Origin of the sequence: Rhizobium sp. WYJ-E13 (assembly GCF_018987265.1) — a bacterium.
GTDB lineage: Bacteria > Pseudomonadota > Alphaproteobacteria > Rhizobiales > Rhizobiaceae > Rhizobium.
Genome location: NZ_CP076855.1, coordinates 182154 through 197142, shown reverse-complemented (window position 1 = coordinate 197142; position 14989 = coordinate 182154). Strand labels below are relative to the sequence as shown.

Sequence of the window (14989 nt, the reverse complement as noted above, 5' to 3'; positions counted from 1 at the left end):
ACAATTGTGCCGTTCCAACTTTCGCAATCCGAAAGAACAAAGGCTACAACTAAAAACAGCCGTAGGGATTGGACCCACGCACCGCTCAAACAGGTTCTCGCTGCAAAGTATTTTACCGTCGGTGCAAGTGGAGGGGAATGGTTTGCTTCACTTGCAACGGTTATTCGTCGCGTTTGAAATGATCTGGTAGCCAAACCTTCCTAGCTTACCGACGCCAAAGATCTGGAGGTTGACTTGAAAGCTTTAATTTTAGGTGTGTGCATGGCGATGGTGGGTTTCGGTGCAATGGCCAATGATGGCAGTAAGCCAGTCGTTAAGGAGATCGGCCGTTTTGCAACCACGATGTCGGACCAGCCGATCGTCCTACCGACTGGTAGTGTCGAGGTTGCTGCAAGTCTCTACACGATCCCGCCGGGTCTGGAATTGCCGGTTCACCGTCACAAGTATCCGCGCTATGGCTACGTCCTGGCAGGCGAACTCACTGTGACGAACGAAGTCACGAACAAGAGCAAGACCTTCCGAAAGGGCGAATTTGTAACCGAGGCGGTTCAACAGTGGCACAAGGGGAAAAGCTCAGGAGAAACCACCCTTGAGCTTCTTGTGATCGATCAGGCGCCCGCAGGCACCAACAACACGGAACTGCGGTCGACAGATCACTAATCGTCCAAGACGTATATTGTAATAGAGACAATATGATGCAGGGAAGGGCCGCCACCAGGCGGCCTTTTCATATCTTGACCGGCGCCTGCTGATGTCGTTCCCGACAGGGGGCGCCTTGTGCATCAGTGGCTGGTGCAGCCATTACGCCTCGCGTCCGTCACACGCCTCAACCGCCAGTCATTCCTTGTTGGGATTGGATGTCAAAGCCGACTCATGATCCGTCTGGCTTGGGTGGCATCGGCCAAACTGATTGAGCGGGTAGAACATCTCACACGCAAACGCGAAGTCCATAGCAATTTTGCGCAAAAATGATGTCGGCTTTCTGCGTTCGACATCCTGCAGCGCTGCTGCCATTGCAAGGAAATCCGGTAGCACTGTGCCATCGACACTTGCCAGCCGAACAACCTTGCGAGCGGGATGTTCCATTTCTTTCGGCCGACGTTTCAATTTCAAGCTCCATGTGGGCAAAAGGTGCTGTTCTTCATAACGACGAGCGGATGCACACTGATTTCGGTGGAGCCTGCATTGATTGCAGGCGTAACAAATTTCATTTTGCGAAGAACGACGCTGGCGCAGATATCTCATTGCGTGTCGCAAAATTGATCGCGGCGTCACAGCCGTGGCAGGCGTTAATATGATCGCCCGCTCCTGAAATACCCGCGTAACTGAAAGACTGCAGGTTTCTTTCAACAGGCAACAGCCAATAGGACGCCTTCACAATTTACAAATTTCCGAGAGCTTCTTGCAGCCATATCTCCGCCCACATCGTCGAGACTTGAACCGCACCCTGTGGTTCCATGGTGGTTTCGCGCCCTTGCGAAAAACTGGCGTGTCGGACGGGAGGTGCAGTAGTTCGCCAGAATGAGCAATCATGCTCTTGCGGGCCTTGGCATGGCCCGCTGCGCAATCGAGCGATGGAATTCACGGTCGCATCGTTGGTCTGCGCCGCCGTATTGCCCTTACAAACACGGTATCGATCGTGATCAGCCCGCGGGGCAGGTGACGATTAAGGGTCGGCGATCGCCAAGGGTTCAAGGAGACTGGTTGTAAAGGGGCAAGGTGAAGGTGAACGCTGCACCGCCGGCCTTGTGGCTGCCGGCAATGATAGTGCCGTCATGGGCTTCGACAATCGTTTTGCATATTGAAAGTCCGAGTCCCATGCCGGCTGGCTTCGTTGTGTAAAAGGCGTTGAAAATGCGATCTGCGTCATCACCAAGGCCCGGTCCAGTATCGGCCACCTCGATTTCGACAACCGATTGCTTGCGATGCGAGGTCAGGTAAATTGTGCGTTTAGTCACATGCGCGTCCGACATTGCTTGCGCGGCATTGATCAGGAGATTGATGAGCACTTGCTGCAGCTGTATCCGATCGGCAAACACGCTGGGCTGGTCGAACGAAAGTGAGAGAACGATTGAAGCACCATGCGCATGCAACTGACGCCCCGCGATATCCAGAGCTTCCTTGATCACGCTCTCGACGGAACACGAAGACCGTTCGCTGGTATTGTTTTTAGCCATTTTGCGAACTCGAGTTATGATGTCAGATGCGCGCGTCGCTTCGTCGATCATTCTTCGAATGGCCAAGCTCGATTGCTCGATATCTGCAACCGGCCTGTTGAGCCACCGCAACGCGGCATGGCCGTTTGCCGCGATTGCGCCAAGCGGCTGATTAACTTCATGCGCGATCGAGGCCGTAAGTTCCCCAAGGGTTGCAATACGGCCAGCATGGACCAGATCCTGGCTGACCTTGACGAGAGCACGCTCATTTTCGAGTCTTCGGCTGATGTCGACCACTCCAACGACAACAATAACCTGCCCCTCCAAGCGTTTCGGGAAGGCGCAATTGACCAGGACGTCGATGGTTGTTCCGTCCTCTCGCGTCATAACGGTCTCACCTTCGTAACTCGCAAGCTCGGAGAGGTAGGCAACAAGCACCTCGTTCCAAACGGCGAGCCCCGCATCGGGGCACCAATCGCCGAGCGCTCTCCCAACGGCTGCATCACGCTTGACACCAAACATTTCCATTGCCTTGGAATTCAAGTCGACGACCCGCGTCACATCGAGAACTTGCCGGATGAAAGGTAAATTGTCTCGAACGAATTCTGCAAGATTTGACACCCCGGTCGCTCGCAATTCGCGCAAGGTCGCGTGCAGACTCAAAAGGTCGATCTCGAAAAAACCGAGCGCTGTTCCATCGAAGACACTTCGAAATCGATGCTTTTGACGTTCTATATCGACAACGAGAATATGCAGCCCTTCAAAGCCATCCACACTCATTTGCGGGATGTAGCGAATCTCTGCATCGTGCGAGCGACCGTCCGGATACGGTACATGCGCCTCGAACAGAACCTCCTTGCCTGACTCAGCTTCTGCCAGGTGAGGCCCACGGGCCGCGTAGACCTCCGCACCCAGCAAGTCTCGCATATGGAGGCCGACCAACTCCTTTTGACTTCTGCCATAGGACCGACAAAGATGTTCATTGGCGAAGCGGCAGATATGAAACTTGTCGAAAAAGGAAATGAAGATCGGCACGTCACGCGCCGACAGCGTCGCGATGTGTCTGCCCGTAAAGCCTGCTCTCGTGCCTTGATCCGTCAAAGCCATGCCTCCATCCGATCCTATCGAGCTTGAGCGGCATACCCGCCCGTTGTTCTACCGGTCCCCATCTGCGTGCACGCGAACTGCTGGCGATCGCCGCATCGCGGTCACGAAGGTCAATCCCAGTCGGCCCTCCATACCCCGCCACTGCGGCGAGATCTCAAGTCCCAATTGGGTCCAACACTAGCCAGATTGTCTTCACAGAACAACAAAGTTGCTCTATACTAATGTGACAAATGGTGATGGTCACTTTCTCCTTTCGGACTTCGACTATCACACAGACGTCCATCAAACCGACTCCGCCGCGCTTGCGCGGGAATCGCTTCCAAGAAAGCCATCGCTGGCGTCCGCCAAGTGCGCGATAAAAGAAGGGAAATCCGATGAACGGTGCCGTTCACGTCATAGACGACGATTGTGGCATACGCGACGCTCTTGAGAGCTTGTTCCGGTCCGTCGGATACGAGGTCTACAAGTTTGCCAGCACGCACGAATTTCTTGACGCTGGAAAGGCGTTATCGTCCGGCTGCCTTGTGCTCGACGTTCGGCTGCCAGGCATGAACGGTCTGGATTTCCAAAAGTACCTGTCGGATGCAGCAGTAACTATGCCAATCGTATTCATGACCGGCCACGGTGATATCCCGATGACAGTGCGAGGCATAAAGGCAGGCGCGATTGACTTTCTGCCAAAGCCCTTTCGGGAGCAGGACATGCTCGACGCAGTTGCCGCCGCCCTCGAAAAGGACCTCGTGGAAAGGCAAGCGCAACGTCACAGACGCCAGGTCCTTGATCGCTACGAGAGCTTGTCGATGAGGGAGCGTGAAGTCATGGCCCAGGTTGCCCGCGGCCTGTTGAACAAACAGATAGCCCATGCTCTGGGGATCAGTGAAATCACCGTAAAAATACACCGTGGCAATGCCATGAGGAAGCTGGAGACCCGCAATCTCGCGGAATTCATTAGGATAGCGCAGACATTCCAGCCCGTTAGCTAATTGTCACTTGACGATCGCCGGGTAGCAGCGCATTCGCGCTAGCCCTTGAACAGAATTTGATAACAGTCCGCGAGGCTTTCGTCGCGAGGCAAGCTCTGGCTAGAAGCGATGGCAACAAAGCGAACTCTTTGAAGCAAGTTCATCGCTTGAACTTACCTTTCAGCAGCCGGATGCCGACAGAGAGGTCATAATAGTTGACGTCGCTAGAACGACAAGACGGGGACATCCATCCCGTAGTATGATTGGCAATCTGAGGCTTAGGGCGTAAAAGCGTTCCTCGAATGACGGGAAAGGGATGTATTGTGACTGGTTCACCGTTAGTCGCTATCATCGATGATGATCTTGGGATGCGGCTGGCCATAGACGCGCTCATCCGCAGCCTTGACTATCGCACCGCCATTTTTGCATCCGCAGAAGAATTTCTTACTTCCCGGCTCGCGAGGACTTGCGACTGCATCATCTCCGATGTGAGGATGGACGGTATGTCTGGTATTGATCTGGTTGCCCGCTTAAACTCGGCAGTCGAGGGCGGCGCAAGTCCCCCGCCCACCATTCTCATGTCCGCTTTCACCGATACCCAAATGGAAAATGCTGCGATGACGGCGGGTGCAATCTGCCTCCTCAAGAAACCATTTAACGCAGAAGCTCTCATTGCGCATATCGAAACTTTGGTCGCCAGTAGTCCAATCTAAAGAATTATGTCAAAACACGTCTAGAGAAAAACTGGCGGAGCTGCATGCGCGTGGGTTAGGGCTTGTATTTGGGTTCCTCCGTGTCCAAGGCGACGCAACCGAGGCGGCTTTGCCGGCTCACTCCTCGGTTCAGTCCGCGTGAGTATCGTCTTGCTGCCCGTCGAAGCGTCGAAATGTTGCGGCACGCTACAGGCCCAAGCCCGGCTTGGATGGCAATCTCCAGCTTCGCCAGGTCGGCACCCTTCCACGGTTTGAACGGCTTGGCCGTTGCCTTACCAAAGCTGGAGACGTCGAACTGGACAATATTGTTGTCATCACGGCTTGGACCGGCCTGGACGGTGACCCCCGTCAGGTTGGCCGGAAAGCGGCGGATGAGCTCATGCAGAATGCCTTCGACACGCATGTGACTTTCGCAAAAATCCACCAGCGCGAAACGGCTCCGCCCATCGATGGCGATACACAGCCAGACAACGTGACCGTCGTGGGCAAGCATCGTGGCTGCGATGCGGAAACAATGTGCCGGTCTGACATGTTGAAATCTTGCCGCGACCTTGTCGGGCGAACGAGCAATGCCATGTCGTTGGAAACAACGATGCAGGCTTGATCGACGGAGGCGAGGTATAAACTGACCGAGCACGAGCAGGCAGTCATCCAGCGAAAACAGCCCGAACCAGCGAGTGAGGATAACGATCGCCTCTTCTTTCGGCGTAAGGGCCAATTGCCGGCTCTTGGGACCAGCAGGCGCGTCGGTGAGGTTTTGTCGCTGTCTCCATTTTTGCACGGTTGTCGGGCTAACTCCCAGATCGCGGGCAACGGCACGAACACTCGAACCTTTGTCTTGCATTAGCGCGCGCATTGCCGTCGAGGAAGTCGAGTTTGAGGAACGGCTCTTTTTCATCTTTGCCTCACATTCTAGCGTGGCAGAAACTTCTGTCTCCACCGCCCGGGAGGAACACCGACGATCTTGCGAAAAGCGCCGGTAAAATGAGCTTGACTCGAGAAGCCCATTTCGAACGCGATGTCTGCAATCGATCTTGCGGCGTCGAGCAAAAGATGTTGCGCGTCCTCGATCCGCCGTTTCAAAATGTAGGCATGCGGTGAAAGCCCGGTGGAAGCGCGAAACTGCGCTGCGAAGTGCATGCGGCTGAGACCCGCAACCTTTGCCAGATCTTCAAGATAGAGAACGCCCTTGAGGTGAGCCTCGAGATAATCGAGTGCACGGCGAAGTCGCCAAGTCGCCAGTGGCTTTGAGTCAGTCTGCGAATCGGAACGCACGCGCTTGTGCGCCAAGGTCACGAGCCGTGCCCCAAGGGCCAGGCCCACTGCATCAACGAGGGTAGGTCCAAAGGGACCATCATCCCCCATGAGGGGAACCAGAGAATGCGCAAGATTGGCGACGAGTTCATCCCGCGTAAAGTGAGCATCGAACAGCTCGACCTGCGTTGGGGCCGGCTTACCCAAAATCGCCTCGTAACATTCCTTCATTAGCTCCTGTGGCAGGTAGATCCGCAGCGTATCGAACGGCCCCTTAAAGACTACAGATCGACGGCTTGTCGTGGGACCGTGCAGCAGCGGTCGGTGGCGTGGTAGTGCCTTGGTGATAACCTCCCGTGTTCCCACCGTGAGCGTGCCGGGAGCGGTGCGCAATCCGAAGCTGATAATATGGCAGTTTTCGACATGATTGGCTTGAATTTCGAAGGCGCGGTCCACGCTGGCTCTCGACCACCGTGTAATCTTGGCTCGGGAGGCTTGTTCATAAGGTGCCGCCAGCCAGTTCGATTCGGTTGCGACAACGCCGGTTGGGGGGCTGGGCTTGATCCGTTGGGCCCTCGAACTAATCTTCGCTGCGCAATCCATGGCTGTCCTCCTTCTGATATGTCTGTGAAACCGTCCCTTGGACATGGATGGTTGGGCTCACCTTAATGACGGTCACCTTGCCACAGGTTCCCAAACAACGCCTGTTAAGTGATGTTAACTTTGGGGCGGGGCGGTTTAACAGCTCGGGGCCAGAGCCCATGTTATGGAAACGATAACCAAAGGTTGGGCACCTGCATCTGTATTCGGTCGACATCGCGTTGTAATCTGTACCATGACATGGTGGGACATCGACCTCGCGATGCGGCACCGAAGTCGGCGCTTCGGGCTGCCTTGCCCAGCGAAACGTTTCTGGCGCCAACGCAGGTAAAAGCCTAGAGAAGAGCCGTGAACCAATTCAAGTTCGAACATAGCGCGGGAGTGGCATTCGGCCCGTTTGAGTTTTATCCGCTTCAGCGGAGCCTCTTGCGTGATGGCCAACCGGTTGGTCTGGGTTCAAGGGCGTTGGCGATACTCGCGGTGCTGCTGGAGCGACCCGGCGCCTTGATATCGAAGGACGAGCTGATTGGCCGGGTGTGGCCGGACACGCATGTTGAGGAGGTGGCGCTTCGCGTCCACCTTACAGCTTTGCGCAAGATCTTGGGCGATGGTAGGCCCGAAGCCCGTGACTTTATAAATGTTCCGGGGAGGGGTTACCAGTTCACCACTCCGGTTGTCCCAACATCCAGCAGCCTACCCGTCAGCCTGACAATTGATTCTCAGCCAGAGAGCCGAAAGCTGCCGGCGAAATTATCGCGCATAATCGGGCGCGAGCATGACATCGCCGTGTTGAGCGACCGTCTCAAGACGGATAGGTGCGTCACAATTGTGGGTGCTGGCGGGATCGGCAAGACCACTGTCGCGCTTGCGCTGGCGCACAACGTCAGGAAGCAGTATTCGGAAGATGTCCGATTTGTCGATCTTGCTCCGCTTTCCAGTGAAAGGCATCTGATTGACGCTATCGTTGCGGCTGTTGGAGTTGCCAGTCCGGCCGACTTGTCGGTCGCAAGGTTGACGGAGCTGTTGATCAACCGGGACATGTTGCTCATCCTCGACAACTGCGAACATTTGGTCGAGTACGTTGCCAACATCGTTGGTCCTTTGTCTGCGGCCGCAAAGCTGACGATCCTCGCGACAAGTCGCGAGCCGCTACGGCTGGAGAATGAATGGACTTATCGACTGCCCAGCCTGGAATCACCATCGGATAGCAACGGTCTAACCGGTGCCAGCGCATTAAGGTACTCGGCCGTTGAACTTTTCGTGGAAAGAGCAGCAGCAAGTGCTAATGGCTTCGTCATTGACGAAACCAATGCGCCAATCGTCGCAGATATTTGTTCGCAGCTCGACGGCCATGCCCTGGCCATCGAGCTAGCAGCGAGCCGAATGGACAAGTTCGGCGTTGCCGATATCGCAGCGATGCTGGAGGACCGCTTCCGCGCCTTGCGGCGCTCGCGTGCTTCCTCGCTCGCGCGGCATGCCTCCCTCGCGGGTGCGCTCGACTGGAGTTATGATATGCTGACGGCCAGCGATCAGAGCTTTCTTCACCACGTCAGTGCTTTCACGGGCAGGTTCAGTGTGCAGGACGCGGTCGCCGTTTCAGGCGCGATCGGTATGTCTCGTGGGCAGATCATCGAGGCGCTCGCTGATCTGGTCGACCGATCTTTTTTGACCGTCGACCTATCCGGCCATGTTGCTTACTATCGGCTGTATGAAACAATGCGCGAATATGCCCGGCAGAAGGCGCAAGATCACGGGCGATTGGAGGCGACCAGGCATGCGCATGGGGCTTATCTGATCGCGGTAACAGAGCGCGCGCACGAGGAGTCAGAAGCGCTTTCGCCTTCAGACTGGATGTGCTCCTATGCACGCTACATTGATGATATACGCGCTGCCCTCGACTGGAAGTTTGGCTTTGGAGGTGACATTTCGGGCGCCATACGCCTAACCGCCTACGCGGTACCTGTGTGGATACAACTGTCTTTTCTGAACGAGCTACAGCAAAGCGTCACTCGCGCCATTGGGCAGCTTGACGCCAGCGGTTTGGCGGATAGCGCCGAGGCGATGAAGCTCTATGCCGCCCTTTCATACGCGATGGTGAATCTTTACGGCCCGACGTCCGAAGGGACCGAGGCTTGCCGGAAAGCGCTGGTTATCGCAAAACAGATGGGGGATCACAGCCATCATGCTCGGGCGCTGCTTGCACTCTGGAACGGCTGTTTTGCAAACGGCGAAGTGCGTCAGAGCCTGGCATTGGCTCAGGAATTTATGAGCATCGCCATCAAGCTTGGGCATGCCGACGTCCTGGTCGGGCATCGCATGCTGGGTTCATCACATTTCTACCTGGGTGATGTCGCCAGCGGCCGCAAGCACATGGAGATTATGGTAGCTGGATACAGCGCAACTTCGCACGAAGGGCACATGACCCGGTTCGGCTTTGGCCAGCTTGCGAGTGGTCGCGGATTGCTCGCCCAGCATCTTTGCTACCAAGGTCTTTATGGGCGTGCCATGGTGGCGACCCGTCAGAGCGCGCAAGAGGCAATCGATTCAAAACACGCCATGACCATCTGCGGTGTTCTGGCTACGACCAGTATTGCCAACGCTATTTCAACGGGCGAAATAGGAGAGGCTCGGGCTTGGGTCGAGGTCCTGAAAGAACAGTCCGGCGGCCTGGGGCTCAAGCGATGGGAGAATTTTGGGCTTGGCCTGGACGGCATCGTGTTGATACGCGAAGGGTTTCCGGATCAAGGCCTCGTGAAGCTAGCCACGGCAGTGAGCCGCGCTGGCGATCGCGCAAACACAAGATACATGAACATCTTTGCCGAACATGCATTGGCGCTGGGGAAGGCTGGAGATCCGTCCGGCGGTATGGCGGCGGTCGACGAGGTACTCCAACGGTTGGAGGGAACGGGGGAGCAATGGTTTCTTCCTGAGCTTTTTCGGGTTCGTGGAGAACTGCTCTGGGCCGCCGGAAGCGACGATGTCGGCATCGAAGCCGCCTTGACGCATAGTTTGGCATTGGCCGATGAACTTGGCGCACTCTCCTTCCGATTGCGCACGTCATGTTGTCTTGCGGAGTTTCTCGCTGCCCGGGGCCGATCCGGTGAAGCTTTTACGATCTTATCGGATACCTATGCACGTTTTGCCGAAGGGTTTGATTGCCCGACGCTGGTGAAGGCGCGCAAACAGATACAAGAGCTAGCGCCAGCCGAAACGTGATTGGTGCGGCCAGATCTGATTATCGACTAATAGCTAGTAGAAGAGGGGATTTCATGCTTTCGCGCCGAACACTGCTGGGTACGGCTGCTGCCTTGCCATTTACATATTCGCTTTTGGCTCGGGCGAACGCTGAGGCATTGACCGATGTCGTCGTCATCGCACAACAAATTGACGATATGATTTCCTTCGATCCTGGAGAATCTTTCGAAGCCTCGGCCAACGAACTTGAAGGAAACTGCTATTGCAAACTTGTCCGTCCCGACGTGGTAAATCCGAGCGAGATCGTCGGTGATGTCGCAGAAAGTTGGTCAATCAGCCCCGACGGGCGTGTGTTGACTTTCAATCTCCGAAAAGACTGCCTTTTTGATAGCGGCCGAGCTTTGACGGCCCATGACGCGGTGTTCTCTCTCAAAAGACTGATCGTACTGAACAAATCGCCTGCCTTCATCATCGCTCAATTCGGCTTCACCGCCGCTAATGTAGAAGAACTCATTGTTGCAAAGGACGATCATACTCTCGAGATCACGCTGCCGAGTCCTCAGGCACCAAGTTTCGTCCTGTCATGTTTGACGTCTAATCCATGTGCTATCGTGGAAAAGGAGCGGGCCTTGGCAAACCAGCAGGGCGGCGATCTGGGCAATGGATGGCTGAAAACCAATTCCGCAGGGGCTGGGCCTTTCAGGCTCGTTTCGTGGACGGCCAGCGATCGGGTTATCTTGGAAGCCAATCCCCATTTTGCTGGCTCCCTCGCCGTCAAGAGGCTGGTGGTGCGCCACATCAAAGATCCTGAGGCTCAATATCTCGCTCTGCAGCAAGGCGACGTTGATATTGCGAGAGACCTCGGTTCTGACAGGTTGAGATCCTTGACATCGTCAACCCAATTTCACGCCGTCTCGCAGACGCAGCTCACATCCCTTTATATCGCGATGAACGTCTCTGTTCCGGAATTCGCGAAGAACGCCGTCCAGCAGGCCGTCAAATGGGCAATCGACTACGAGGGGATCGCTCAAAATCTCACGCCGCTCGTGTGGGATGTTTCCCAGTCATTCCTTCCGAGCGGTGTGGCAGGTGCGTTGAACGAGACCCCTTTCAGGCGCGACGTCGCAAAAGCAAAGGCCTTGTTGGCGGAAGCTGGACTGGCCGAAGGTTTTTCCATCGCGATGGATCATTATGCCGCGTCTCCCTATGCCGAAATCGCCCAGGCCGTTCAGCAAAATCTCAGGGAGATTGGCATTACCGTCTCGCTTTTGCCAGGCGAGCAGAAACAGGTCGTGACGAAAACACGAGCCCGAAATCATCAACTCGCGCTCCTCGTCTGGAATGCCGATTATTTCGATCCGCATTCGAATGCCCAGGCATTTTGCCAGAACACGGATGATCGCGATGAAAGCGCCTTCAAGATGATCGCCTGGCGGAGTCACTTTCAAGACGCGGAATTGAGCGCATCAGTCGAGATTGCCGCAAGGGAAGTAGACGCAGCGGCTCGGATTGAACGCTATCAGTCGATGCAGCGGCTCTTTTGGGAGCGGGCGCCATTCGCATTCTTGTTGCAACGCAAGGCCGTCGCTATGGTTCGAGAAGAGACGAGTGGAATGGTTCTCGGTCCGATGCCTGCCTATACGCGATATGAAGGCTTGCGAAAAACGTGAAACGATTCGCGGTAGCGGCCGCAAACGCACTCACCACGATCGCCGGTACAATACTCGGTCTCCTTCTCGTGACGTTCTTTATCGGCCGTATCATGCCGATCGATCCGGCCCTGGCGATCGCGGGAGACCACGCTTCCGCTTCCGCTGTCGCCGCGATACGCGAGCAACTGGGCCTCGATCAGCCGCTGGCCTGGCAATTCATGAGTTATCTGGGCAAAATCGGGAGGGGGGATTTCGGCTCGTCTGTCATGACGTCTCGTCCGGTATTGGAAGACCTTGCTAGGTTTTTTCCTGCGACCTTCGAACTCGCAACGACTGCACTTTTGATCGCGACCGCGATCGCTGTCCCGGCGGGAATCTGGGCGGCATTGCAGCAACGATCGACTTGGGACAGGGCTTTTCGGGCCGTATGCCTGATCGGTCAGTCTTTTCCTGCTTTTTTCCTGGGAATGCTTTTTCTGCTCTTCTTCTACGTCAGATTGGGGATTGCACCGGGATCGGGAAGATCAGGGGTGATGTTTGATGGCGTGGTTGAGCCGGTGACCGGCTTGTTGATGGTGGACACGCTGTTGGAGCGCAATTGGGCTGCATTTTTGGACAGTGCGGCCCATATTGCTTTACCAGCCTCGCTCCTCGCATTCATGGCCCTGTCCGTGCTTGCTCCGATGATCAGGGCCTTCATCCTGGAAACTTTGAGCACCGAGTATATGACGGCAGCACTTGCGAAGGGCCTGTCCCCGGTCCAGGCTGTCACGCGACACGGGCTTCCAAATGTCGCCGGCAAACTTATCGCCATGATCGTCATTGCCTACGCCAATCTGCTAGAGGGTGCGCTGGTGACGGAGACCCTCTTCAGTTGGCCCGGGATTGGCAAATATTTGACGACATCCCTTTTGAATGCCGACATGAACGCTGTTCTTGGAACAACATTAGTCATAGGACTCTTCTATCTTGCCCTTAATCGCGCAGCGGACGTCTGTGGCGCTCTTGTAGACCCGAGGTTGCGTTGAAGAGTCCTGTGAACTGGCTGCGCGCGGAACCCCCGTCTTCAAGAACGCAAGCGCACGTTATCTTTCTGCATCAGTCTTTCCTTCACTTCATCCGCAATCGGGCCGGCGTTGTGGCAAGCCTGTTAGTCATGACAATGATAGGCGCCTCGATTGCTGCACCTCTCCTGGTATCCCTCGATCCGGAAGCTCAAAATTTGTCCCAGCGGCTTGCATATCCCTCGACGTCGCATTGGCTGGGGACAGATGAACTGGGGCGCGACGTATTATCGCGACTGCTGTATGGAGGCCGAATAACGTTCACGATTCTGGCCACGGTCGGCATCTTTGCATGTACGACCGGATTGTTGGTTGGGGCACTTGCGGGATATATCGGAGGTCTTCTGGACGCGATCCTAATGCGGGCAACCGACGTGATCATGTCGTTTCCCCGTCTGGCTTTGGTCCTGGCTCTTGTATCAGTGATGAATCCCGGGATAGAAGCCGCGATCATTGCCATCTCCGTTACCACATGGCCCATCTATGCGCGCATGGCTCGGGCGGACGCAAGGGCCGTCAGAAGAACGGACTATATTGCGGCTGTCCGTCTCCTTGGAGCTGGTCCAGGTAGAGTGGTGCTTCGTCATGTCGTGCCAATGTGCATTTCAAACATCGTTATCCGTTTTAGCCTGGATGCCGGCGGGATAATTCTCACTGTCGCGACACTTGGTTTCGTCGGCGTGGGCGTGCAGCCACCCGTGCCGGAATGGGGTACAATGGTGTCAGCATCGCGTGGTGCGCTTCTTCAACAGTGGTGGGTTCCAATCGCTCCTGGAATTGCAATCTGTCTTGCTTCAGCTGGTTTCAACCAACTCGGGGAGGCGTTGCGAGACCTTCTCGACCCAACGCAGCGATGACGGTCTCGGCTGCTCCATGCGTGGACCGACGTGAGGGGAGGAAGAACAACCAAAATTGGGTCGCCAACGCTCGCATTTGGGCTTGAACTTGGCAAAGGATCGGGACTTAACTGCAAGTATCGTGAACCCATTATAAGGGGCCTGAAGCCGGTGACCTGACCTGCTGCTCATGAAGGGCTTGAACTGGTCACTCAGCTGAATGGGTCCTGATGGCTCTAACATACCAATCGGAGGCTTATGCTGGATCGATCACTGGACGAAAAGCCGCAGCGGGTAGAGTTAGGGAATTGTAGCCTTCATGGAATTGCACCAGGTCAAATATTTCGTCGCGCTGGCGAGGTCGCTTAATTTTACACGCGCAGCAGAAGCCTGTTCAGTCTCTCAGCCAGCCTTGACGAAGGGCGTCCAGAGACTGGAACAGGAGCTTGGCAGTCCCCTGATCTATAGAGAGCGACAGCTGACGCACCTGACAGATCTGGGCAGGGAGCTGTTGCCAATGTTCGAGGATATGCTCGCCTCACAAACCTTGATCCAAGGTCGTGCCCGCGAATTCACGCAAAGAGAGATCGCTCAACTGAAAATCGGTCTCGTGCCCAGCGTTTCCGCCTCGCTTCTCGTCGGCCCCCTGCGAACGCTCAACTCACAATTTCCCAGCTTGCAGGTGGAGTTGCTTGAGGCGCGTTGTGCCGCTCTTTTGGACATGCTTCTACGCGGTGATATTCATGCTGCGCTGGTCGGGGGGCTGGAGGTCAAGCCATCGCGCATCGACGAGTGGGTCCTTTTCGAGGAGCGTTACGTCGCAGTGCTTTCCGCAAATCACGGCCTGGCCAACAGACCCAAACTCACCGCGACAGATTTGCAATCGACAGCCATACTCCGCCGGGCGCATTGCGACTTGGATTCGCAAGATGACCAAGCTTTCTTCAACACTGCGGACCGAACTACAAGCAGTCCTCAAGAAAGCCATCTCCAGCACTTGGCGGCGGCAGGCTTTGGAATAATCTTGGCGCCAGAGCACATGCCTCGACTGTCCGAGCTCGTTTCTGTACCTCTGGAAGCAGATCCGATTACGCGGCAGGTCAGGCTGCTCGTTGTCCAAGGCCGCAAATACTCCCCTGCATTGGAATCGTTCGTGAAAATCATGCGCATGCAGGATTGGTCGCTTGCGGCGAAAGGGCGACCTCGCGCAAACGACGGATTTTGCGCATGCAGATCAGTTCGGGCATGCTCGGGATGAGCATGCGTTTTCGACCTGTCCATCCAGCAGCAACTGATTGGCAACTGCATGGTCGATTGTCGTGGCGAGATCCGAGCACTTTGACGGACAGCGTCAGCCTGCTCGAACGGGCGGGACCGTCATACCCATCATCTCGGACATGTCATCGAATGACAACGTGGCGCCGCCCGAATGCGGCGCACTCCCATCTGA

The 14989-nt window shown here is 55.8% G+C and carries 12 protein-coding genes; 8 read left to right on the top strand and 4 right to left on the bottom strand.

The features are described 5' to 3' along the window. Window positions 1-234 precede the first annotated feature (234 nt). Window positions 235-660, top strand: coding sequence for a cupin domain-containing protein (locus tag KQ933_RS32290; protein ID WP_216761302.1), 426 nt, complete (start codon window positions 235-237; stop codon window positions 658-660). A 177-nt stretch (window positions 661-837) separates the two neighbouring features. Here the strand turns inward: KQ933_RS32290 and KQ933_RS32285 are convergent, their stop codons facing one another. Both KQ933_RS32285 and KQ933_RS32280 read right to left on the bottom strand, forming a co-directional pair. After that, window positions 838-1245, bottom strand: coding sequence for a hypothetical protein (locus KQ933_RS32285; RefSeq protein ID WP_216761301.1), 408 nt, complete (start codon window positions 1243-1245; stop codon window positions 838-840). Window positions 1246-1691: 446 nt separating this feature from the next. After that, window positions 1692-3263: an ATP-binding protein gene (locus tag KQ933_RS32280; RefSeq protein ID WP_216761300.1), complete on the bottom strand. Its 1572-nt coding sequence runs from the start codon at window positions 3261-3263 to the stop codon at window positions 1692-1694. Window positions 3264-3637: 374 nt separating this feature from the next. On the opposite strand from KQ933_RS32280, the gene KQ933_RS32275 reads away from it, so the two are divergent. Continuing rightward, window positions 3638-4246, top strand: a complete 609-nt coding sequence (locus tag KQ933_RS32275) for a response regulator transcription factor (RefSeq protein ID WP_216761299.1) — start codon at window positions 3638-3640, stop codon at window positions 4244-4246. 302 nt (window positions 4247-4548) lie between these two features. Beyond that, window positions 4549-4938, top strand: a complete 390-nt coding sequence (locus KQ933_RS32270) for a response regulator transcription factor (protein ID WP_216761298.1) — start codon at window positions 4549-4551, stop codon at window positions 4936-4938. A 55-nt stretch (window positions 4939-4993) separates the two neighbouring features. On the opposite strand, the gene KQ933_RS32265 is transcribed toward KQ933_RS32270, so the two are convergent. Together KQ933_RS32265 and KQ933_RS32260 are read right to left on the bottom strand one after the other, a co-directional pair. After that, window positions 4994-5836 carry a helix-turn-helix domain-containing protein gene (locus tag KQ933_RS32265; protein WP_216761297.1) on the bottom strand — a complete coding sequence of 281 codons (843 nt, stop codon included), beginning with the start codon at window positions 5834-5836 and terminating at the stop codon, window positions 4994-4996. Window positions 5837-5850: 14 nt separating this feature from the next. Beyond that, complete coding sequence (locus KQ933_RS32260; RefSeq protein WP_216761296.1) at window positions 5851-6648, bottom strand: helix-turn-helix domain-containing protein; 798 nt, start codon at window positions 6646-6648, stop codon at window positions 5851-5853. 492 nt (window positions 6649-7140) lie between these two features. Between KQ933_RS32260 and KQ933_RS32255 the strand changes: the two genes are divergently transcribed. The 5 genes from KQ933_RS32255 (at window position 7141) to KQ933_RS32235 (ending at window position 14797) form a co-directional block, all read left to right on the top strand. Continuing rightward, the gene (locus KQ933_RS32255) at window positions 7141-10008 is read left to right on the top strand and encodes a winged helix-turn-helix domain-containing protein (protein WP_216761295.1); all 2868 of its coding nucleotides are present in this window, start codon (window positions 7141-7143) and stop codon (window positions 10006-10008) included. 53 nt (window positions 10009-10061) lie between these two features. Continuing rightward, window positions 10062-11657, top strand: coding sequence for an ABC transporter substrate-binding protein (locus tag KQ933_RS32250; RefSeq protein WP_253958500.1), 1596 nt, complete (start codon window positions 10062-10064; stop codon window positions 11655-11657). Further along, window positions 11654-12667 (top strand): ABC transporter permease, encoded by a 1014-nt coding sequence (locus KQ933_RS32245; protein WP_253958499.1) that lies wholly within the window; start codon window positions 11654-11656, stop codon window positions 12665-12667. The genes KQ933_RS32250 and KQ933_RS32245 overlap by 4 nt, the downstream gene beginning before the upstream one ends. 8 nt (window positions 12668-12675) lie before the next feature. After that, window positions 12676-13560 carry an ABC transporter permease gene (locus tag KQ933_RS32240; RefSeq protein WP_253958498.1) on the top strand — a complete coding sequence of 295 codons (885 nt, stop codon included), beginning with the start codon at window positions 12676-12678 and terminating at the stop codon, window positions 13558-13560. A gap of 298 nt (window positions 13561-13858) precedes the next feature. Beyond that, on the top strand, window positions 13859-14797 hold the full coding sequence (locus KQ933_RS32235) for a LysR family transcriptional regulator (protein WP_216761293.1): 939 nt from the start codon (window positions 13859-13861) through the stop codon (window positions 14795-14797). Window positions 14798-14989 lie beyond the last annotated feature (192 nt).

What these genes read in the sequence shown, in the direction of transcription:
- KQ933_RS32250 (WP_253958500.1), top strand. Translation starts at nt 10,062, where the DNA reads ATGCTTTCGCGCCGAACACTGCTGGGTACGGCTGCTGCCTTGCCATTT.
- KQ933_RS32265 (WP_216761297.1), bottom strand. Translation starts at nt 5,836, where the DNA reads ATGAAAAAGAGCCGTTCCTCAAACTCGACTTCCTCGACGGCAATGCGC.
- KQ933_RS32280 (WP_216761300.1), bottom strand. Translation starts at nt 3,263, where the DNA reads ATGGCTTTGACGGATCAAGGCACGAGAGCAGGCTTTACGGGCAGACAC.
- KQ933_RS32235 (WP_216761293.1), top strand. Translation starts at nt 13,859, where the DNA reads ATGGAATTGCACCAGGTCAAATATTTCGTCGCGCTGGCGAGGTCGCTT.
- KQ933_RS32275 (WP_216761299.1), top strand. Translation starts at nt 3,638, where the DNA reads ATGAACGGTGCCGTTCACGTCATAGACGACGATTGTGGCATACGCGAC.
- KQ933_RS32285 (WP_216761301.1), bottom strand. Translation starts at nt 1,245, where the DNA reads ATGAGATATCTGCGCCAGCGTCGTTCTTCGCAAAATGAAATTTGTTAC.